Genomic DNA, 21,533 nt, shown 5'->3' on the forward strand with positions numbered 1-21,533 from the left:
CGTAGCGACAAGCGCGCCTTTTCAGTTCGACGCACGGTAAAGTCCGTGCGCATCGATGTAGGCCAGGACCGCGTCAGGCACCAGGAAACGTACCGACTTACCGCTGGCCAGCAGTTGACGGATCTGGGTGGCGGACACCGCAAGCGGGGTCTGCCAGACGAATGCAATATTCCCGTTCGGCCCGGTCAGGGCCAAGGGGTCACTTACCGACCGCGCAGCCAGCAGGTTGCGCAAGGCATCCGGCGGTTCGCTGTCGGCATCCGGGCGTTGCAGAACCAGGATGTGGCAATGCTGGAGGAGTTCCTCCCAGCGGTGCCAAGAGGGCAGGCCGCAAAATGCGTCCCAGCCCAAAAGCAGAAACAACTGGTCATCGGCGGCCAACTCGGCGCGCATCAGTTCCAGGGTGTCGACAGTGTAGGACGGTTTATCGCGCTTGAGCTCGCGATCGTCCACCACCAGCGGCGATATACCCTCCACGGCAACGCGCACCATTTCCAGGCGCTGCTGCGCTGACACCTGCGGCGTATCGCGATGGGGCGGCCGGAAATTAGGCATCAGGCGCAATTCATCCAGGGCCAGGGCATCCGCGACTTCCAGGGCACTGCGTAAATGGCCGATGTGCACGGGGTCGAAAGTACCGCCGAGCAGCCCGATGCGTTTAGCCATCAAGTGCGCACGTGACCGTCGCCGAATACCACGTACTTCTCGCTGGTCAGGCCTTCCAGGCCAACCGGGCCACGGGCATGGAGCTTATCGGTGGAGATGCCGATTTCCGCCCCCAGACCGTACTCGAAGCCATCGGCAAAGCGCGTCGAGGCGTTGACCATCACCGAAGCGGAGTCCACTTCATTGAGGAAACGCCGGGCATCGCTGAAATGCTCGGAGACAATGGCGTCGGTGTGCTTGGAACCGTATTTATTGATGTGCTCGATGGCCTGGTCCAGGTCGTCGACAATGCGGATCGACAGGATCGGCGCCGTGTACTCGGTGTACCAGTCCTGCTCGGTCGCCTCGATCACGTCCGCGCCCAGCAACGCACGGGTACGCTCGCAACCACGCAGCTCCACGCCCTTGTCGCGATAAATGGCAGCCAGCGGCGGCAGCACGCGCTCGGCGATGCCGGCGTGCACCAACAGGGTTTCCATGGTATTGCACGGCGCGTAGCGGTGGGTCTTGGCGTTGTCGGCGATGCGGATGGCCTTGTCGAGGTCGGCGGCGATGTCGATGTAGACGTGGCACACGCCGTCCAGGTGCTTGATTACCGGCACCTTGGCGTCGCGGCTGACGCGCTCGATCAGGCTCTTGCCACCGCGCGGCACGATCACGTCGACGAATTCCGGCATGGTGATCAATGCGCCAACCGCCGCGCGGTCGGTGGTTTCCACCACTTGCACCACCTCGGCGGGCAACTCGGCCACGGTCAGGCCCTGCTGAATGCAGGCAGCGATGGCACGGTTGGAGTTGATGGCCTCGGAACCGCCGCGCAGGATGGTGGCATTGCCCGACTTGAGGCACAGGCTCGCGGCGTCGATGGTCACGTTCGGGCGCGACTCATAGATGATGCCGATCACGCCCAGGGGCACGCGCATCTTGCCGACCTGGATGCCGGACGGCAGGTAACGCATATCGCGGATCTCACCGATGGGGTCAGGCAGCTTGGCTACCTGACGCAGACCTTCGATCATGTCGTCGATACGCGCCGGGGTCAGCGCCAGGCGATCCAGCAGGGCCGGTTCCAGGCCATTGGCGCGGCCGTTGGCCAGGTCCTGTTCGTTGGCGGCGGTAAGCGCTGGGCGCGAAGCATCCAGAGCGTCGGCGGCGGCCAACAACGCGCGATTCTTCTGCGCAGTGCTCGCACGGGCGATCAACCGCGAGGCCTGACGGGCAGCGCGACCCAGGCGGGTCATGTAGTCAAGAACGGACTCAGTCATGGGTCAGGTAGTCTTGGCAAAGAGGAAAGCGGCAGATTATAGCTGTGACGCCGCCCGACTGACAGCGGTGAGGGGCGGATGGTCGAAATGAACTGTAAAAACCTGGGGTTCAGCGGTAATTAAGGTGGGAGTTGTTATGATTCCGTCACATTTAGCCGTAATCACCTTGAACGTTATGTCCAGAATGACGCCCGAACTCCCTGCCAGCGCCCTCCCCGACAGCTTCTTCGACCGCGATGCACAGTTGCTCGCGCAAGAACTGCTCGGAAAAGTCATCCGTCATCGTGTCGGCGGAATTTGGCTTTCAGCCCGAATTATTGAAACCGAAGCCTATTACGTGGCCGAAAAAGGCAGCCACTCCTCACTCGGCTACACAGAAAAGCGTAAGGCTTTGTTTCTGGATGGCGGGCATATCTACATGTATTACGCCCGTGGCGGTGATTCGCTGAATTTCAGCGCCCATGGCCCGGGCAATGCCGTGCTGATCAAATCGGCGTATCCCTGGGTCGATGAAATTTCCGGCCCGGCGAGCCTGGCGCAAATGCTGTTGAACAACCCGAACCCCGATGGCAGCCCGCGCGCCGCGCAGAAACTCTGTGCGGGCCAGACGCTGCTGTGCAAGGCGCTGGGCCTGAAGGTGCCGATGTGGGATGCCAAGCGCTTCGATCAGGAACTGTTGTATGTGGAAGACGTAGGCCAGGTGCCCACGCAGATCATCCAGACCACACGACTGGGCATCCCCAGTGGGCGCGATGAGCATTTGATGTACCGTTTCGTCGATGCTGGCTATGCGCCTTATTGCACACGGAACCCGCTGCGGCGGGGACAGGTCGAAGGCCGCGATTATTTTTTGATTTGATGCTCCATGTGGGAGGGGGCTTGCTCCCGATAACGGTGTGTCAGTCAGACCATCTGACACTGACCCACCGCCATCGGGAGCAAGCCCCTCCCACAGTTTGATCATCAGCGTTTCAGATTACGTATGGAGTGGAGTGTATGGGCCATTGGCTCGATAGCATTACCGGCTGGCTGACCCTGAACCCACAATGGCTGGCGGCGGCGGTGTTTATCGTTGCGTGCGTGGAATGCCTGGCCATCGCCGGACTGATCGTGCCAGGTACGGTGCTGCTGTTCGCGATTGCCGCACTGGCCGGCAGCGGCGCGCTGTCGTTGAGCGAAACCCTGCTGCTGGGATTCCTCGGCGGCTTATTGGGCGATGGGGTTTCCTACTACCTGGGCCGGCATTTCCACCAGAACATCCGACGCCTGCCCGGCCTTCGTCAGCACCCCGAATGGATGAATGGCGCTGAAACCTACTTCCATAAGTACGGCATCGCCAGCCTGTTGGTCGGGCGCTTCATCGGCCCGCTGCGCCCCATGCTGCCGATGGTGGCCGGCATGTGCGACATGCCGTTTCCGCGCTTCGCGGCCGTGAGCGTTATCGCGGCAGCGGGGTGGTCGGTGGCTTATCTGCTGCCGGGATGGGCCGCCGGCGCTGCGTTCCGCCTGCCATTGCCCGAAGGTTTCTGGCCGGAAGCGGCCATTGTCGCGGCCTGCCTGGCGGTGCTGCTGGGGCTGAGCTTGAACAGCAGCCTGCGCGGTCATCGCCGCGCTACCCTGTGGATTGGTTGTGCCAGCCTGATCTTGCTGGTCGCGCTGTTCATCGGCTACCCGCACCTCAACCATTTCGACCAGGGCCTGAGCGCCCTTGTGCAGGAACATCGCAGCCCGTGGCTTGACGAAGTGATGGTGCGCATTACCCAGTTGGGCGAATTCAAGAAAATGTTCGTGGCCAGCGCGGTCTTCACCGGCCTGCTGCTACTGGCGCGACAGTGGCGTCATGCCCTATTCGTTGGCGTCACACTGGCGGGAGCCGCCGTGATCAACACCGGCACCAAGCTCTTCTTCGCCCGTGGCCGCCCGGAAATCCTTACCGACCCGCTCACCAGCTTCAGCATGCCCAGCGGCCATGCCTCCGGCGCGTTTGCGTTCTTCCTGGCCCTGGCGGTACTGGCAGGCCGGGGCCAACCCACGCGGTTACGCCTGACCTGGCTGCTACTGGGCTGCATACCCGCCGCGTTCATTGCATTGTCGCGGGTGTACCTGGGTGCTCACTGGCCCACGGACATCCTGGCCGGCACGCTGCTGGCGATGACCGTCTGCGCGTTCAGCCTCAGCTTCAGTCAGTACCGCAGCCCCTTGCCCGCGATGACGCAAAAAGCCTGGTGGCTGGTGTTGCCCGCCGTGGTGGCCGTGCTCGGGTTTATTGCTTTTACCGGCACGTCCCATGCTTTGCTCAGGTACGCTTACTGATCCTTGGCCGGGCCGATCCACTCTACCGATGCCGAGCGGCGCTCAACGTAACGCTCGCGTCGTTCCAGCAGCATTTCATCAGCGATTTCAGCGGCGCGTTCGGCGATGTATTCCGGGCCCCGCGTGGCATCCTGCTGGAGTAATTGCGTGGTCACGCTGACAAGGTACGCGTCCCAGGCTTCTTGTTCCGAGGGTGTCAGCCGAATCATGGTCATCTCCGATCATTAGGGTGTGATCGGAAAATAGTGCAAGCCGCGCTGCTGGAAGCAACCAAACAAAGTCTGAAAACCACGTCAGGGAAATCCGAATCTTAGGTGAATAATTCACCTTGCAACTCATCCAGCAGCATCTGGATCGCATCCAGCCGCTGCTGCGGATCGTCGAGTTGCAGCAGGTCGAGCTTGTCGGCCTCGGTGAACGGCAGCAGATACGCCAGCTGATTAGCCAGGGCCTGCTGGCCCTCGGCACGGGCGTCCATATCCAGCGAAGCGACCATCGGGTGCTCCGCCAATGCCTGCAGCAGCGCCAGCAGGTCGGCATCCTCGTCTTCCAGCGGCTGCTCCGGCAGCTCTTCGAGCCACTGCACCTCGGCCACCAGCAACTGGTCCTTGTGCACATGGGCGTCACGTACGCGGAAACGCCGCCCGCCTTCGACACGAATGCCCAGCAGGCCGTTGTCCTGTTGCTTGAAGTCGCGAATCAGCGCCTCACAGCCAATCAGCGCATAGCCGTCCGGGGCCAGGCCGACTTCCTTGCCGTCAAGGATGCACACCACGCCGAAGCTTTCGCCCTTTTTCATGCAGCGGCTGATCATGTCCAGGTAGCGCGCCTCGAACAGTTGCAAATCGAGGGTGCAGCCAGGGAACAGCACAGTGTTGAGCGGAAACAGCGCCAGACTCATAAAGGTTTCCTTAAACCCGGTTCAAACGATCACCGACACGGCCAGCGGCAGGAACACCGCCGTGGCCACGCCCATCAGACTCATCGCCAGCGCCGCGAAGGCGCCGCATTCTTCACTTTCCTGCAGGGCCACCGAGGTGCCGACGGCATGGGCCGTCATACCCAGGGCCATGCCGCGTGCTTCGGGGCTGTGTACGCCCAGGCGCGACAGGAGCGCCGGGCCGATCATCGCGCCGACCACTCCGGTGATCAACACGAACACAGCAGCCAATGCCGCCACGCCACCGATCTGCTCGGCCACCAGCATGGCAATCGGCGACGTCACCGACTTGGGCGCCATGGTCATCAGCACCCTGTGTTCAGCGCCGAACCACCAGCCCAACACCACGCACAGGCCGGTGGCCAACACCCCACCTATCACCAGCGTAGTAAAAATCGGCCAGAACAATTGGCGAATCCGGCGCAGGTTCAGATACAGCGGCACCGCCAGGGCTACCGTCGCCGGCCCCAGCAGAATGCCCATGATCTCGGTGCTTTCGCGGTATTCGACGTAGCTCAGGCCGCAAGTGAGCAACACACCAATCACCAGCAACATGGAGACCAGCACCGGCTGCAGGAAGATCCAGCGGGTTTTCTCGAAAGCCGCCAGTACCAGTTGATAAGCGCCCAGGGTGATGCCGATCCCGAACAGCGGGTGATGAATGACGGCCGTCCAGGCGCCCTGCCAATCGAACATCATTGGCCCTTCTCCTTGCGCTTGACCATCTGTTGCATCAGCACGCCGACGACGCCCATGGCGATGACCAGCGACAGCACCAGCGCGCCGACAATGGCCCAGAAGTCTGCAACGATGTCCTTGGCATACACCATCACGCCCACGGCCGGCGGCACCAGCAGCAACGGCAGATACCGCAGCAGGCTGCCGGCCGCCAGGCTCAGCGGCTCGCTGACTTCGCCGCGCCAGATCAGAAAGCCAAGCATCAGCAGCAGGCCGATGATCGGTCCCGGCAATACCGGCAACAGCAGATGATTGATCGCTGTGCCGATCAGTTGAAACAACACCAGCCAGGTCAGGCCACGTAACAGCATCCGCTTTCTCCCCCTTAAAGCCCGCGCGCATTATAAGCACGCCCGCCCTATGCTCCGGCATTCGCCAAAAGCATGTCGTTGACCGGGCCGATTGCCCATGATGATCTACATTGGTTCTCTGTATCCCATAAAAAAACCCTCATCAGCGGGGGATAAAAACGATGAAACCAGGAGAGATGCAATGCCCCAGGTACCCGTAGCGCAGCTCAAAGAGTATGTCGGCAAGGAACTCGGACGTTCCGAGTGGCTCACCATCGACCAGGCGCGCATCAACCTGTTCGCGGAGGCCACCGGCGATCATCAATTCATCCACGTCGACCCGGTCAAGGCGGCGCACACCCCGTTCGGCAGCACCATCGCCCATGGGTTCCTGTCGCTGTCGCTGATGCCCAAGCTGATGGAAGACATCCTGATCATGCCCGAAGGCCTGAAGATGGCGGTCAATTACGGCCTCGACAGCGTGCGCTTTATCCAGCCGGTAAAGGTCGACTCCAAGGTGCGCCTGAACGTCACGCTCACCGATGTCCACGAGAAAAAACCCGGCCAATGGCTGTTCAAGGCCACCGCCACCCTGGAAATCGAAGGCCAGGAGAAACCTGCCTACATCGCCGAGTCGCTGTCACTCTGCTTCGTGTAGGACGCTGCCTGTGGTGAGGCAACAAACCTTGCCACAGTGTATGTAAATTTATGTATGAACCTCTCGGCTGCGGCATACTCGGCGCTCAATTATCCGGATCCCGCTATGCGCCCACTCGCTCCCCTTGCCCTTGCCCTGTTGCTCACCGCGTGCGGAGACGGCGAATCGCTGTTGCCGCCCGACGCGCGCCTGCCCGATGGCGGCCGCTACCGTGGTGATGTGGTCAACGGCTTGCTGCAAGGCCAGGGCCGTGTCGACTACCCCAACGGCAGTTGGTACGCCGGCGAGTTCGATAAGGGCCAGTGGCATGGCCAGGGCGAATGGCATGGCAGTAACGGCGAAGTCTATCAGGGCCAATTCAAGCAGGGCCTGTTTGACGGCCAGGGCCGCCTGACCACGGCGGGCAGCAGCTACGTCGGTGGCTTCAAGAACGGTCGACGCAACGGCGAAGGCACCCTCAAAGAGGGGCAGATGACCTATCGCGGCGAATTCAAGGACGACCAGTACTCCGGCCTCGGACGCCTGGAGCTGGCCGACGGCAGCCAATACCAGGGCCAATTCGCTCACGGCAAGCCCAATGGCGAAGGCCAGCGCAACGACGACAGCGGCAATCAGTTCAGCGGCCACTTCGTCGATGGTCAGCTGGAAGGCAACGGCACGTTCAACAGCGCGGATGGCGATATCTACGTCGGCCAGTTCAAACAGAACCAGCTCAACGGCAAGGGTCGCTATGAAAATGCCGACGGCGACGTGTGGATCGGCCAGTTCAAGGAAGGCGCGCTCAGCGGCAAGGGCGAACTGATCGGCGTCGATGGCAGCCACTACGTCGGCCAGTTCATCGATTGGCGCTTCAGCGGCGAAGGTCGCCTGAACCTTACCGATGGCAGCTTCTATATCGGCGGCTTCGACAGCGACAGCTACCAGGGCCGCGGCACGCTGGTGCTCACCGATGGCACGGTTCAGGCCGGCACCTGGGTCAACGGCATGCGCGTGCGCGATGCCGAGGGCAAGCTGCTGCCCGACCCACTGGAAATCGGCGTACTGGCCCAGGGCCGCTTACTGGCTGACGCCCTCGCCGCCGTGCCTGCGTCTACGCCTGCCATCGAGCTGTATACCCTGGCACTGGCCGGTGACGGCAAGCAAAGCGTATTCCTGCGCGAAGCCGATTACGTCAGCAATATGCTCGCCACCCGCTTCGGTGCACATGGGCAGATTCGCCTGGTCAACCACCGCGACCATATCGCCGACCGCCCCATGGCCACCCGCGAAAATCTGCGCCGTGCCGTGCAAACCCTGGCCGAACGCAGCGGGCCGGAAGACCTGGTGTTCATCTATATGACCAGCCACGGCACTCATGAACACGAACTGGTGCTGGACCAGCCGCGCATGGAGCTGGCCGACCTGCCGGCCGACGAGCTGGCCGCCGTGCTCGCGCCGCTGAAAAACCGTGACAAGATCATCGTGATTTCCGCCTGTTACTCCGGCGGATTCATCCCGGCATTGAAGGATGAACGCACGCTGATCATGACCGCCTCGCGCGCGGATCGCGTGTCGTTCGGTTGTTCAGAAGAAGCAGACTTCACCTACTTTGGTGATGCCCTTTTCGCACAAGCTTTCAGCCAAACGGACGATTTGCAACAGGCGTTCAAACTGGCACAACTGCACGTGGCCGAACGCGAACAGGCGGACAATTTCGAAGCCTCCGAACCGCAGATCTGGGCCCCCAAGGGCGTGATCGCCCATTGGCAATTATTACGCAAACAGCAGGCACGAAAGGCGCTCGAAAGCGTCTCAATGAATAGCAAGGAAGCCAAAGGCAACTAAGCTGTAACGTGTAACAAGGGGGAAACACCATGTACCTGACACCGCAGCATATCCTGCTGGCCGGCGCCTCTGGCCTTACCGGCGAACACTTGCTGGACCGCCTGCTCAACGAACCCACCGTGACCCGCGTACTGGCACCCAGCCGCAAACCATTGGCTGAACACCCGCGCCTGGAAAACCCGGTGGGCGACCCGGCAGTGGTCCTGCCACACCTGAGCGGCCAAGTGGATATCGCTTTCTGCTGCCTGGGCACTACGATCAAGAAAGCAGGTTCGGAAGCGGCGTTCCGTGCGGTCGACCTGGATCTGGTGGTGACCTTCGCCAAGCGCGCACGGGAAATGGGCGCGCGGCACCTGATCGTGATCAGTGCGATTGGCGCCGACCCGAAATCCTCGGTGTTCTACAACCGGGTCAAAGGGGACATGGAGCAGGCGTTGAGAGCACAGGATTGGCCGCAACTAACGATCGTGCGGCCATCGTTGCTGTTGGGCGAAAGACTCGAGCCGCGTCTGGCCGAACAACTGGCCGGGCCGCTGTCACGCCTGATTCCGGGCAAGTACCACGGCATTGAAGTCTGCGAACTGGCCCGCGCCATGTGGCGCCTGGCGCTGGAAGAACAGGACGGGGTGCGTGTGGTGGAGTCGGATGAGCTGCGCAAGCTCGGTAAATAACTAAAGGCAAACACTGAACCCAATGTGGGAGGGGGCTTGCCCCCGATTACGGTATATCAGTCACTGATGAGTTGACTGGGCTACCGCAATCGGGGCATAGGTATCTACACAACTTTGGCACGGCCCTGAACCTGTGACGGCTCAGCAGCCGAAGCCTCTCTAACTGATACCCCGCGACCTAAATGTGGGAGGGGGCTTGCTCCCGATGGCGGCCTGACAGCCGACCAGGATGTTGGATCAGAGCGAGTACATATCCGTTGCTGCGGTAACGGCGGCTTAGGGTTCCGCCCTGACGGCGGCTCACTTTTGAAAAGCGCAAAAGTAAGCAAAACGCTCTTGCCCCACCACTCGGCACCTCGCCTAGGCTCGGTGTGCCCGTAATCCGACAGTAATTTGGGGGGCCGCCGCCACGCGCCATCCATGGCGCGGGGCGGCTAAACCGGCATCCCTGCCGGTTTACCCCCCAAATCACTATCGAATTCCGGCCAGCGTGGTTTAACGGGGCGCTTAAGATCAAAAGCAAGATCAAGAGCGGCTCGCTTCGCATCGTGGTTAGGGTAGGCTGCTGCTACACAGTTGTGTAGATACCTATGGCAATCGGGGGCAAGCCCCCTCCCACATGGGTTTTTTGGTGTTGTTGAGGTTTGCGTTATAGGCCGCCCGTGGCGTTGAAGCCCACACCCAGCACCGTCAACGCCGACAGTGGCAACAGCAGGGTGTCGAGCAGCGCACTGGCCGGCAGGTCGATATGCGGATAACTCGGCGCCTCAGCGCCGAATCTGTCCTTGGCACAACAGCCTCCATTGATCGCATACAGGTCCAACCGCGTGCCGGCATACACCACCGGCGCGCCAGGTTGGGCGGCATCCAGCGTGCGAGCGGTGGCGCAGCCCGCCAATAGCAGCGCCAGCACGACCAGCAGCGCCTTATTCATCGCCGCTCAAGTGATGCTCGCCCCAGCGTGGCAGCATGTCCTGGGGAATATTCAGCAGGTTGAGAATGCGCGCCACCACAAAATCCACCAGGTCGTCGATGGTCTGCGGCTGGTGATAGAAGCCGGGCGATGCGGGCAATATGGTCACGCCCATGTTCGACAACTTGAGCATGTGCTCCAGATGGATGCTCGAATAGGGCGCTTCACGCGGCACCAGGATCAACTGACGACGTTCCTTCAAGGTCACGTCCGCCGCGCGCTCGATCAAATTATTACAGGCGCCCGTGGCAATCGCCGACAGCGTGCCGGTGGAACAGGGCACCACCACCATCGCCGCCGGCGCCCCGGAGCCGGAAGCGACCGGCGACATCCAGTCCTCTTTGCCATAGACCTTGATCTGCCCCGCCGCCGCGCCGGTGTATTCGGTGAGGAACGCCTGCATCATCTGCACCTTGGCCGGTAATGCGACATCGGTTTCAGTCGCCATCACCAACTGCGCCGCCTTGGAGACCAGAAAATGCACCTCACGGTCTTCACGCACCAGGCAATCAAGCAAACGCAGGCCATAAGGCGCACCGGAGGCGCCGGTCATCGCCAGGGTGACGCGTTCCGGGCCGCTCACTTGAGCGCCTCGGCCAGCTTGCCGTGCAACCCGCCGAAGCCGCCGTTGCTCATGATCACCACATGGGTGCCTGGCTTGGCCAGGTGCTTGACGTGCTCGATGATACCCTCCAACGAATCACAGACGGTCGAAGGCACACTGCACCGCGCGGCGATCGCCGGCAGGTCCCAGCCCAGGTTGGCCGGTGCATACCAGACCGCCTGGTCGGCGTCATTGACGCTTTCCGGCAGGCCATCACGGTGCGCCCCCAGCTTCATGGAGTTGGAGCGCGGCTCGACGACAGCAATGATCTGCGCATCACAGACGCGTTTGCGCAGGCCGTCCAACGTCGTAGCAATCGCCGTGGGGTGGTGGGCAAAGTCATCGTAGATGGTAATCCCATTCACATCGGCGACCTTTTCCATGCGCCGCTTCACGCTCTTGAATGCGCTCAATGCCGCGATACCCATGGAAGGCACCACCCCCACATGCCGCGCAGCCGCCAGGGTGACCAAGGCGTTGGCGACGTTATGCTGGCCGGTCATGTCCCACTCGACCGTGCCTTGGGGTTGGCCTTCGAACAGCACTTCAAACCTGGAACCGTCGTCACTGAGCAATTTGACCTGCCACTGCCCGCCCGCGCCGGTGGTTTGCACCGGAGTCCAGCAGCCCATCTCGATCACGCGCTGCAACGCCGGTTCGGTGGTCGGGTGAATCACCAGCCCTTCACTTGGAATGGTACGCACCAGGTGGTGGAACTGCCGCTCGATGGCCGGCAGATCCGGGAAGATGTCGGCATGATCGAATTCAAGGTTGTTCAGGATCGCCGTGCGCGGACGGTAGTGGACGAACTTGGAGCGCTTGTCGAAGAACGCACTGTCGTACTCGTCGGCCTCGATCACGAAGAACGGCGTCTCCCCCAGGCGCGCCGACACCGAGAAGTTCTGTGGCACACCGCCGATCAGAAAACCCGGGCTCATGCCCGCATGCTCCAGCACCCAGGCCAACATACTGCTGGTGGTGGTTTTGCCGTGGGTACCGGCAACCGCGAGCACCCAGCGCCCTTGCAGCACATGGTCGGCCAGCCACTGGGGGCCGGAGACATACGGCAAGCCTTTATTAAGGACATACTCGACCGCAGGGTTACCCCGGGACATGGCGTTGCCGATCACCACCAGATCGGGGACCGGGTCGAACTGCGCCGGGTCGTAGCCTTGAGTCAGCTCAATGCCCTGAGCTTGTAGCTGAGTGCTCATGGGCGGATAAACATTGGCATCGGAGCCGGTAACGTGATGGCCCAGCTCTTTGGCAAGTACCGCCATCGAGCCCATGAACGTGCCGCAGATACCCAGAATATGAATGTGCATAGTTGACCTCGTAAATCATCGAGGCAGGTTAGCGCAGGGAGTAGGAAATGGCACTCTTTAGGTCACTCTGCCAAGTGCGCCGGCAGTAGGCAGGCCAGTGGAGCCACCCATGGCTTGAGGTGAACTGCATTTTTCACGACTAAACGACCAAACTGCGTGAAATTTCATACTTTCGCAACTTTCGGTAAAGCGTATTACGGCTCACCCCTAACTGCTGCGCCGTATGGCTCATGTGCCAGCGTTGCTGCTCCAGCGTTGCCAGCAAAGCCGACCGCTCGGCATCGTCCAGGGGCGAACGTGCAGGGCTCTGTTCACTCGATTGCGCGCGAGCCTGACGGATGTTTGCAGGTAAATCCTCAAGCCCGATCAGGCTTGTGTCGCACAGCGCGACCAGCGTGCGCAACACCGTACGCAGCTGTCGGATATTGCCCGGCCACGCGTACGCCAACAGAGCTTCACGCGCTGCAGGCGCCAGGCCAACAGCCTGCTTACCCGCCTCCTGCGCCAGCAGGAAGTCCAGCAGTTGCGACTTGTCACTGCGCTCACGCAACGCCGGAAGGGCGACTTCCAGGCCGTTCAAGCGGTAATACAAATCTTCGCGAAAGCTGCCGTCCTGCACACGTTCAAGCAGATTTCGGTGGGTGGCGCTGATAATTCGCACGTTCACCGCCTGGGGCTCACCGCCGATAGGTACCACCAGGCGGTCCTCCAGCACTCTTAACAAACGGGTTTGCAGCGCCACAGGCATATCGCCGATTTCATCCAGAAACAGCGTACCGCCATCGGCTTGTTGCAGCTTGCCGCGCATGCCTTCCTTCAGCGCTCCGGTGAAACTGCCACCGCGATAGCCAAACAGCTCGCTTTCGATCAGGTTTTCCGGGATGGCCGCACAGTTGAGCGCGACGAAGGCCTTATCGGAACGCTGGCTGGCCTGGTGCACGGCCTTGGCGAACGCTTCTTTCCCGCACCCGGTTTCACCGTTGATCAGCAGTGGCACATCGCGCTCGAACACCCGCAGCGCCTTGCGCATTTCGTCTTGCAGCGCCGGGTCGCCCAGGCAAATTCCTGATAGCCGTGGCGATGCTGGTCGGGTAACCGGCGTGGGCACACGGCGCGGCTGGCCTCTCAATGCCGCAAACAGGCTGCGCCCCTCACGGGTACGCAATGGCCAACTGGCGGTCGCACTGGCGCTGGCGCGGCTCAGCAGTTGATCCAGCGAACAATCGAAAAATGCCTCCACCGGCTGCCCCAGCAAACCGCTACGCGTGCATGCGAGCAGGTTCAGCGCGCTCTGGTTGGCCGCGCAAATGCGCCCCTCCCCGTCGAACGCCAGCAGGCCCTCGCTGAACAGGCCCACCGACTCGGCCTGCAGGTGAAAGCGCAGCAGCCAGTGGTGTTCAAAGTGGCGCAGGAAATAGCAGCTTTCAATCATCTTGGCCGACAAATTGACCAGCGCCATGGTGTGGAATTGGCTCTGGCGCGACACCGCTTCCCGAGCCGACGACACGTCCAGCACCGCCAGCAGTTCGCCATGAGGATCGAACACCGGGCTCGCCGAACAGGTCAACCCCGTGTGCCGGCCGCGAAAGTGTTCGTCGCGATGAATCGTTACGGACTGGCGCTCAACCAGGCACGTCCCGATGCCATTGGTGCCCTCGCGGGCCTCACTCCAATCGGCGCCCAGCCATAACCCGGCGCGCTCGAAAATCTTGCGCTCGGACGGCGCGGTGACGCAGTTGAGGATCACGCCGCGCGCGTCAGTGAGCAGCACCGCGTGGCCAACGCCGGAGAGCTGTTGATGCAGGCTGTTCATCTCGTTGCCGGCGATGTGCAGCACCTGCTGCAGGCGTTCGCGACTTTCCAGCAGGCGCCCCTGTTCGAGCACGGTAGGGGCGATAGTTTGCGCGGGATCGAGGTGGTAGTCCTCCAGGCAGCGCAGCCAGGAGCGGGCAATCGATGGATCGCTGCCGGGGCCTTGGGAGCATTCATGCCCGCGTGTGACGGTCAAGACTTGCCGGGCGTGGCGACTGAACTGATCGTTGTGCATGTTCTTATTATTCTCCCTGCGTGAGAACGCCCAGCATCCTCCAGGCACCCAGCCATTGCAATCCCGACCCGACCCGCCGGTCACGGGCTGTATCGTTTATGGCACACACTGTCACCGCGCCTGTATCGAATGGGTGACAGCAACGCCCGGTAAAATTATTAACCCCTTGATTTACCTGGCCTGCAACGCAGTGGCCCAACCTTTGCTCTACGCTTTATCACGCGCTTGCCGCGCTGTACTCCAATAAACATAAAAGCAGGAGATGCCCACCATGCGTTATGCACACCCCGGTACTGAAGGCGCTATCGTTTCGTTCAAGGCCAAGTACGGCAACTACATCGGTGGAGAATTCGTTGCTCCGGTCGATGGCAATTACTTCACCAATACCTCGCCGGTCAACGGCAAGCCCATCGCCGAATTCCCCCGCTCTACTGCCAAAGACATCGACAAAGCCCTGGACGCCGCCCACGCCGCCGCTGACGCCTGGGGCAAGACTTCGGCCCAGGACCGCTCGCTGGTCTTGCTGAAAATCGCCGACCGTATCGAACAGAACCTCGAACTGCTGGCCGTCACCGAAACCTGGGACAACGGCAAGGCCGTGCGCGAAACCCTCAACGCCGACATCCCGCTGGCCGCCGACCACTTCCGCTACTTCGCCGGCTGCATCCGCGCTCAGGAAGGCAGCAGCGCCGAAATCAACGAACTCACCGCCGCCTATCATTTCCATGAGCCGCTGGGCGTGGTCGGCCAGATCATCCCGTGGAACTTCCCCCTGCTGATGGCCGCCTGGAAGCTCGCCCCGGCCCTGGCCGCCGGTAACTGCGTGGTACTCAAGCCCGCCGAGCAAACGCCGCTGGGCATCAACGTGCTGATGGAGCTGATCGGCGACCTGCTGCCGCCCGGCGTACTCAACGTGGTGCACGGTTTCGGTAAAGAAGCCGGCGAAGCCCTGGCCACCAGCAAGCGCATCGCCAAGATCGCCTTCACCGGCTCCACTCCGGTGGGCTCGCACATCATGCATGCGGCGGCCGAGAACATCATTCCGTCCACCGTCGAACTGGGTGGCAAGTCGCCGAACATCTTCTTCGCCGACATCATGAAAGCCGAACCGCAATTCATCGAAAAGGCCGCCGAAGGCCTGGTGCTGGCGTTCTTCAACCAGGGCGAAGTGTGCACCTGCCCATCGCGCGCGCTGGTGGAAGAGTCGATCTATGAAGACTTCATGAAAGTGGTGATGAAAAAGGTCGAGTCGATCAAGCGCGGCGATCCGCTGGACACCGACACTATGGTCGGCGCCCAAGCGTCGGAGCAGCAGTTCGACAAGATCCTGTCCTACCTGGAAATCGCCAAGGGCGAAGGGGCGCAGCTGCTCATCGGCGGCAAGGTCGAGAAGCTCAGCGGCGACCTGGCCACCGGCTATTACATCCAGCCGACCCTGCTCAAGGGCACCAACGAAATGCGCGTGTTCCAGGAAGAAATCTTCGGCCCAGTGGTAAGCATCACCACCTTCAAGGACGAAGCCGAAGCCCTGGCCATTGCCAACGACACCGAGTTCGGCCTGGGCGCCGGCCTGTGGACCCGCGACATCAACCGCGCCTACCGCATGGGCCGGGCGATCAAGGCCGGCCGCGTGTGGACCAACTGCTACCACCTGTACCCGGCACATGCCGCGTTCGGCGGTTACAAGAAGTCCGGTGTGGGCCGCGAGACGCACAAGATGATGCTGGACCATTACCAGCAGACCAAGAACTTGCTGGTGAGCTACGACATTAATCCATTGGGCTTCTTCTAACCCACAACACCCTCCCACCCTTGCAATGCAATCAAAGGTGGGAGGGGGCTTGCTCCCGATAGCGGTGGATCAGCCAACAACTCAGTAGCTGACACACCGCCATCGGGGGCAAGCCCCTTCCCACACTTAAAACTTCACAAGTACTTGCGAACTGCATTCGGCACACAGAGGCCGAGTTAAAACAATAAGAATGGAAGGTACTTCCCATGCCCAGCGAACCCACAAGTTCTTCCGTCGACTTCGAAAAAGTCGGCACCGATTACTTCCAACAACGCGAACTCAAAAAAGGCGCCGCCGGCTGGGTGTTATTAGTTGGCCTCGGTGTCGCCTACGTCATCTCCGGCGATTACGCCGGCTGGAACTTCGGCCTGGCCCAAGGCGGTTGGGGCGGCATGTTTCTCGCCACACTGCTGATGGCCACCATGTACCTGTGCATGTGTTTTCACTGGCCGAACTGTCTTCCATGATTCCCACCGCAGGCGGCGGCTACGGCTTTGCCCGCAGCGCGTTTGGCCCTTGGGGCGGGTTTCTCACGGGCACGGCGATCCTGATCGAATACGCCATCGCGCCCGCCGCCATCGCGGTGTTTATCGGCGCATATTGCGAGTCGCTGTTCGGCATTGGCGGCTGGATGATCTATTTAGCGTTCTACATCATCTTTATCGGCATCCACATTTTTGGGGTGGGTGAAGCGCTGAAGTTGATGTTCGTGATTACCGCCATCGCAGCCATCGCCCTGGGCGTGTTTCTGGTAGCGATGGTGCCGCACTTCAATGTCGCCAACCTGCTGGATATCCCGGTGACCGAAGCCAAGGGTGCCAGCCCTTTCCTGCCGTTCGGCTACGTCGGCGTGTGGGCGGCGATCCCCTATGCGATCTGGTTTTTCCTCGCGGTAGAAGGCGTGCCCCTGGCCGCTGAAGAAACCAAGAACCCCAAACGCGACCTGCCACGCGGGCTGATCGGCGCGATTGTGGTGCTGACCAGCTTTGCCCTGTTGATCCTGGTGATCGCACCGGGCGGCGCGGGCACTTACGCCTTGATCAAATCCGGCAACCCACTGGTGGAAGCGTTGGCATTGTCCTACGGCGGCTCGACCTGGATGGGCAGCTTCGTCAACCTGGTGGGCCTGGCCGGCTTGATCGCCAGTTTTTTCTCGATCATCTACGCCTATTCGCGACAGATCTTTGCCTTGTCCCGCGCCGGCTACCTGCCGCGCAAACTGTCCGAGACTAACAAGAGCAAGGCACCGGTATTGGCGCTGGTGATCCCCGGCATTATCGGTTTCGGCCTGTCGTTGACCGGCCAGGGTGATTTGCTGATTCTGGTGGCCGTGTTCGGCGCCACCATCTCCTATGTGCTGATGATGGCCGCCCACATCACCCTGCGCATCCGTCGCCCCAAAATGGAGCGCCCCTACCGCACGCCGGGCGGCATCTTCACCTCGGGCGTGGCGCTGGTACTGGCCTGCGTGGCCGTGGTGGCGGGCTTTCTGGTGGATCCGCGCGTGGTCATTGGCGCCGCGATCATCTATGGAGTATTAATTGCTTACTTTGCTTTCTACAGCCGGCATCACTTGGTAGCGGGCACGCCGGAAGAAGAATTCGCGGCGATCCAGGCCGCAGAGGCCGCCTTGCACTAACTGCCGTAAACCTCGACGCGGGCGCCTTGCCCGCGTCGTCAAGGAGACACTGTATGGCAAGCTTTTCCCACGCGGTAGGTGCACAGACCTACCGCTTCGACAGCCTCAAGGACCTGATGGCCAAGGCCAGCCCGGCGCGTTCCGGCGACTTCCTGGCGGGCGTGGCGGCGCACAATGATGGCGAACGGGTCGCGGCCCAAATGGCGCTGGCGAACACCCCGCTCAAGCACTTCCTGGAAGAAGTGTTGATTCCCTATGAAACCGACGAAGTCACCCGGCTGATCGTCGACACCCACGACAAACTGGCCTTCGCCACGGTCAGCCACCTGACCGTCGGCGGCCTGCGCGACTGGCTGCTCAGCGACGCCGCCGATGAACAATCCCTACGCGCACTGGCGCCGGGGCTGACACCGGAAATGGCTGCCGCCGTGTCCAAGATCATGCGCGTGCAGGACCTGGTACTGGTGGCACAGAAGATCCGCGTGGTCACCCAATTTCGCGGCACCATGGGCCTGCGCGGGCGCCTGTCCACACGCCTGCAACCCAACCATCCCACCGACGAACCGGCCGGCATCGCCGCCAGCATTCTCGACGGCCTGCTCTACGGCAACGGCGACGCGATGATCGGCATCAACCCGGCCACCGACAGCATCGCCTCGATCTGCGCCATGCTGGAGATGCTCGACGCAATCATCCAGCGCTACGACATCCCCACCCAGGCATGCGTGCTGACCCACGTCACCACCTCCATCGAAGCGATCAACCGTGGCGTGCCCCTGGACCTGGTGTTCCAGTCGATCGCCGGCACCGAAGCAGCCAACGCCAGCTTCGGCATCAGCCTGAGCCTGCTGCAGGAAGGCTATGACGCGGGCTTGAGCCTCAACCGCGGCACCCTGGGGCAGAACCTGATGTATTTCGAAACCGGCCAGGGCAGCGCCTTGTCGGCCAACGCGCACTTCGGCGTCGACCAGCAAACCTGTGAAACCCGCGCCTATGCGGTGGCTCGGCACTTCAAACCGTTTCTGGTGAACACCGTGGTCGGCTTTATCGGCCCCGAATACCTGTACAACGGCAAGCAGATCATCCGCGCCGGGCTCGAAGACCACTTCTGCGGCAAGCTGCTCGGCGTGCCGATGGGTTGCGACATCTGCTACACCAACCACGCCGAAGCCGACCAGGACGACATGGACACCCTGCTGACCCTGCTTGGCGTGGCCGGGATCAATTTCATCATGGGCATCCCCGGCTCCGACGACATCATGCTCAATTACCAGACCACCTCGTTCCACGACGCGCTGTACGCGCGCCAGACACTGGGGTTGAAACCGGCGCCGGAGTTCGAGCAATGGCTGGCGAAAATGGGCATCTTTACGCAAGCCGACGGCAAGGTACGCTTCGGCAACAGCCTGCCACCGGCGTTCCGCCACGCGTTGGCGCAACTGGGATGAAGGAGCCGCCTGTGCAACTCGACCTGCCTGACAACCCATGGCTGCAACTGCGCCGCCTGACCCCGGCGCGCATTGCCCTGGGCCGCACGGGCACCAGCATTCCCACCAATGCGCAGCTGGATTTCCAGTTGGCCCACGCCCAGGCGCGGGATGCGGTGCACCTGCCCTTCGACCATCAAGCGCTGAGCCGCCAATTCGCCGAACGCGGCCGCGACAGCCTGTTGCTGCACAGCGCCGCCACCGACCGGCATATGTACCTGCAAAGACCGGATCTGGGACGCCGCCTCAGCGATGAATCGGCACAGACCTTGCGCGATTACGCGTCGGCGCATCCCGATGGCGTGGACCTGGCGATCGTGGTCGCCGACGGCCTGTCGGCGCTGGCCGTGCATAAACACACCGCGCCTTTTCTTACACGCCTGGAAGAACAGACCCACGCCGAAGGTTGGTCTCTGTCACCGGTGATCCTGGTGGAACAGGGCCGCGTCGCCGTGGCCGATGAGATCGGGCAGCTACTCGGCGCCAAAATGGCGGTGATCCTGATCGGCGAACGGCCGGGGCTGAGTTCGCCGGACAGCCTGGGCCTGTATTTCACCTACAACCCCAAGGTTGGCCTCACCGACGCCTATCGCAACTGCATCTCCAATGTGCGCCTGGAAGGCCTGAGCTACGGCATGGCGGCCCATCGCCTGCTGTACCTGATGCGCGAGGCCTGTCGCCGGCAACTGTCCGGGGTCCATCTCAAGGATGAGGCGCAACTGCAGACGATCGAATCAGATGACCCGGACCTGATGAAAGGCAACTTCCTGCTTAGCCCACCTGCGGATTGATCGCGGCACGATTGCGCTTTTTCGCGGCATTAGGCAGCATCGAGCCACCACCGCGCGCGTGGTCATACCCATTTGGATGTTGAGGCCTGGCATGCGGATTACTCAAGCGACCCTGGAACACCTGGACCTGCTGACCCCGTTGTTCGTCAAATACCGCGAGTTCTATGGTGCCCTGCCGTTCCCGGACTCGTCGCGGGCCTTTCTGGAAAAGCGCCTGCGGCGCAAGGAATCGGTGATCTACCTGGCGCTGGCCGATGATGATGACAAGCGACTGCTGGGGTTCTGCCAGCTGTATCCGAGCTTTTCCTCGCTGTCGCTCAAACGCGTGTGGATCCTCAATGACATCTACGTGGCCGAGGACGCACGTCGACAATTGGTCGCCGACAATCTGATGCGCACGGCGAAGAAGATGGCCAAGGAAACCCACGCGGTGCGGTTGCGGGTGTCTACCAGCAGCGACAATGACGTGGCGCAGAAGACTTATGAGTCGATAGGGTTTCGCGAAGACACCGAATTCAAAAACTACGTGCTGTCGATCAACGAAGACTGACCCTCAAACACCGCCGATCCCCTGTGGGAGGGGGCTTGCTCCCGATAGCGGTATGTCAGCCAATACTCATGTCCCTGACCCACCGCAATCGGGAGCAAGCCCCCTCCCACATTAAACCGGCACCCAACCGCTTCACACTTTCACGACACTCCCCGCTACAAAAGCCACACGCTTTTCACCATTCAATCCGTATAATGCCGACCTTTCAGGGTTGTAAGAATCTCGACATACACGTGTAGCCTTATTCCCCGTCGTCCCCGCACTGGCCTGCTGAGCCGGGCCATTCACACAGGTGCCATCCATGGATTTCAACCCGCTTGACCTTATCCTGCATCTCGACGTTTACCTCGACATGCTGGTAACCAACTATGGTCCGTGGATCTACGCCATTCTGTTCCTGGTGATTTTTTGCGAGACCGGCCTGGTGGTCATGCCGTTCCTGCCGGGTGATTCGTTGCTGTTCATCGCCGGCGCTGTCGCCGCAGGTGGCGGCATGGACCCGGTGTTGCTGGCCGGCCTGCTGATGCTGGCAGCCATCCTCGGCGACAGCACCAACTATGTAATAGGACGAACCGTGGGCGAGCGCTTGTTCAGCAACCCGAACTCGAAAATTTTCCGCCGCGACTACCTGCAAAAAACCCACGACTTCTACGACAAGCACGGCGGCAAGACTGTAACCCTGGCGCGCTTCCTGCCGATCCTGCGCACCTTCGCGCCGTTCGTCGCCGGCATTGCCAAGATGCCCTACCCGCGTTTCTTCGGTTTCAGCGTGCTGGGCACCATCCTTTGGGTCGGCGGCCTGGTGACGTTGGGTTACTTCTTCGGCAATGTGCCATTTATCAAGAAGAACCTGTCGTTGCTGGTGGTGTTCATCATCTTGCTATCCCTTGTACCGATGATCATCGGCGTGGTGCGCAGCCGCTTTGGCCGCACCTCCTCCGAAGCCAATCCGCACTAATC

General features: G+C 61.4%; 20 protein-coding genes and 1 pseudogene. 11 read left to right on the plus strand and 10 right to left on the minus strand.

Annotation, left to right across the window (positions count from 1 at the left end; all coding sequences use genetic code 11):
- Positions 1–21 precede the first annotated feature (21 nt).
- Both nadD and C4J93_RS23405 read right to left on the minus strand, forming a co-directional pair.
- On the minus strand, positions 22–666 hold the full coding sequence (gene nadD / locus C4J93_RS23400) for a nicotinate-nucleotide adenylyltransferase (protein WP_124368480.1): 645 nt from the start codon (positions 664–666) through the stop codon (positions 22–24).
- Positions 666–1,931 carry a glutamate-5-semialdehyde dehydrogenase gene (locus C4J93_RS23405; RefSeq protein WP_124371977.1) on the minus strand — a complete coding sequence of 422 codons (1,266 nt, stop codon included), beginning with the start codon at positions 1,929–1,931 and terminating at the stop codon, positions 666–668. Before C4J93_RS23405 ends, nadD begins: the two co-directional genes overlap by 1 nt.
- 175 nt (positions 1,932–2,106) lie before the next feature.
- On the opposite strand from C4J93_RS23405, the gene C4J93_RS23410 reads away from it, so the two are divergent.
- Entirely contained in the window at positions 2,107–2,790 is a 684-nt protein-coding gene (locus C4J93_RS23410) for a DNA-3-methyladenine glycosylase (protein ID WP_124371978.1), read from the plus strand.
- Positions 2,791–2,927: 137 nt separating this feature from the next.
- Positions 2,928–4,244: a bifunctional DedA family/phosphatase PAP2 family protein gene (locus C4J93_RS23415; RefSeq protein ID WP_124371979.1), complete on the plus strand. Its 1,317-nt coding sequence runs from the start codon at positions 2,928–2,930 to the stop codon at positions 4,242–4,244.
- On the opposite strand, the gene C4J93_RS23420 is transcribed toward C4J93_RS23415, so the two are convergent.
- The 4 genes from C4J93_RS23420 to C4J93_RS23435 all read right to left on the minus strand — a co-directional run bounded on the left by C4J93_RS23420 (position 4,238) and on the right by C4J93_RS23435 (position 6,233).
- Positions 4,238–4,453 carry a hypothetical protein gene (locus tag C4J93_RS23420; RefSeq protein WP_124371980.1) on the minus strand — a complete coding sequence of 72 codons (216 nt, stop codon included), beginning with the start codon at positions 4,451–4,453 and terminating at the stop codon, positions 4,238–4,240. The two genes, C4J93_RS23415 and C4J93_RS23420, sit on opposite strands and share 7 nt — an antisense overlap.
- 101 nt (positions 4,454–4,554) lie before the next feature.
- Positions 4,555–5,145 (minus strand): LON peptidase substrate-binding domain-containing protein, encoded by a 591-nt coding sequence (locus C4J93_RS23425; protein WP_124371981.1) that lies wholly within the window; start codon positions 5,143–5,145, stop codon positions 4,555–4,557.
- A gap of 21 nt (positions 5,146–5,166) precedes the next feature.
- A complete protein-coding gene (locus C4J93_RS23430) occupies positions 5,167–5,883 on the minus strand; it encodes an LrgB family protein (protein WP_124368486.1) in 717 nt (238 codons plus the stop codon).
- A complete protein-coding gene (locus C4J93_RS23435) occupies positions 5,880–6,233 on the minus strand; it encodes a CidA/LrgA family protein (RefSeq protein ID WP_124368487.1) in 354 nt (117 codons plus the stop codon). The genes C4J93_RS23430 and C4J93_RS23435 overlap by 4 nt, the downstream gene beginning before the upstream one ends.
- A gap of 181 nt (positions 6,234–6,414) precedes the next feature.
- Between C4J93_RS23435 and C4J93_RS23440 the strand changes: the two genes are divergently transcribed.
- The 3 genes from C4J93_RS23440 to C4J93_RS23450 all read left to right on the plus strand — a co-directional run bounded on the left by C4J93_RS23440 (position 6,415) and on the right by C4J93_RS23450 (position 9,365).
- Entirely contained in the window at positions 6,415–6,870 is a 456-nt protein-coding gene (locus C4J93_RS23440; protein ID WP_124371982.1) for a MaoC family dehydratase, read from the plus strand.
- Positions 6,871–6,975: 105 nt separating this feature from the next.
- A complete protein-coding gene (locus tag C4J93_RS23445; RefSeq protein ID WP_124410867.1) occupies positions 6,976–8,694 on the plus strand; it encodes a C13 family peptidase in 1,719 nt (572 codons plus the stop codon).
- 29 nt (positions 8,695–8,723) lie between these two features.
- Entirely contained in the window at positions 8,724–9,365 is a 642-nt protein-coding gene (locus C4J93_RS23450; RefSeq protein WP_124371984.1) for an oxidoreductase, read from the plus strand.
- A 649-nt stretch (positions 9,366–10,014) separates the two neighbouring features.
- On the opposite strand, the gene C4J93_RS23460 is transcribed toward C4J93_RS23450, so the two are convergent.
- From C4J93_RS23460 to C4J93_RS23475, 4 genes are all read right to left on the minus strand, one after another.
- The gene (locus tag C4J93_RS23460; protein ID WP_124368490.1) at positions 10,015–10,299 is read right to left on the minus strand and encodes a YceK/YidQ family lipoprotein; all 285 of its coding nucleotides are present in this window, start codon (positions 10,297–10,299) and stop codon (positions 10,015–10,017) included.
- On the minus strand, positions 10,292–10,921 hold the full coding sequence (gene ubiX / locus C4J93_RS23465) for a flavin prenyltransferase UbiX (RefSeq protein ID WP_124368491.1): 630 nt from the start codon (positions 10,919–10,921) through the stop codon (positions 10,292–10,294). The genes C4J93_RS23460 and ubiX overlap by 8 nt, the downstream gene beginning before the upstream one ends.
- Complete coding sequence (gene mpl / locus C4J93_RS23470; RefSeq protein ID WP_124371986.1) at positions 10,918–12,267, minus strand: UDP-N-acetylmuramate:L-alanyl-gamma-D-glutamyl-meso-diaminopimelate ligase; 1,350 nt, start codon at positions 12,265–12,267, stop codon at positions 10,918–10,920. The genes ubiX and mpl overlap by 4 nt, the downstream gene beginning before the upstream one ends.
- Positions 12,268–12,406: 139 nt before the next feature.
- A complete protein-coding gene (locus C4J93_RS23475) occupies positions 12,407–14,314 on the minus strand; it encodes a sigma-54-dependent Fis family transcriptional regulator (protein ID WP_124371987.1) in 1,908 nt (635 codons plus the stop codon).
- Positions 14,315–14,585: 271 nt separating this feature from the next.
- On the opposite strand from C4J93_RS23475, the gene C4J93_RS23480 reads away from it, so the two are divergent.
- The 6 genes and pseudogenes from C4J93_RS23480 (at position 14,586) to C4J93_RS23505 (ending at position 21,531) form a co-directional block, all read left to right on the plus strand.
- Entirely contained in the window at positions 14,586–16,106 is a 1,521-nt protein-coding gene (locus tag C4J93_RS23480) for an aldehyde dehydrogenase family protein (RefSeq protein WP_124371988.1), read from the plus strand.
- A 206-nt stretch (positions 16,107–16,312) separates the two neighbouring features.
- Positions 16,313–17,745: pseudogene (gene eat, locus C4J93_RS23485) on the plus strand (ethanolamine permease).
- 53 nt (positions 17,746–17,798) lie between these two features.
- Positions 17,799–19,193, plus strand: coding sequence for an ethanolamine ammonia-lyase subunit EutB (locus C4J93_RS23490; protein WP_124405392.1), 1,395 nt, complete (start codon positions 17,799–17,801; stop codon positions 19,191–19,193).
- The gene (gene eutC / locus C4J93_RS23495; protein WP_124430575.1) at positions 19,190–20,023 is read left to right on the plus strand and encodes an ethanolamine ammonia-lyase subunit EutC; all 834 of its coding nucleotides are present in this window, start codon (positions 19,190–19,192) and stop codon (positions 20,021–20,023) included. Before C4J93_RS23490 ends, eutC begins: the two co-directional genes overlap by 4 nt.
- A 91-nt stretch (positions 20,024–20,114) precedes the next feature.
- Positions 20,115–20,573 (plus strand): N-acetyltransferase, encoded by a 459-nt coding sequence (locus C4J93_RS23500; protein WP_124430576.1) that lies wholly within the window; start codon positions 20,115–20,117, stop codon positions 20,571–20,573.
- 301 nt (positions 20,574–20,874) lie between these two features.
- Positions 20,875–21,531 (plus strand): DedA family protein, encoded by a 657-nt coding sequence (locus tag C4J93_RS23505; protein ID WP_046069710.1) that lies wholly within the window; start codon positions 20,875–20,877, stop codon positions 21,529–21,531.
- Positions 21,532–21,533: the final 2 nt, after the last annotated feature.

It is taken from the genome of Pseudomonas sp. R2-37-08W (assembly GCF_003851705.1).
GTDB lineage: Bacteria > Pseudomonadota > Gammaproteobacteria > Pseudomonadales > Pseudomonadaceae > Aquipseudomonas.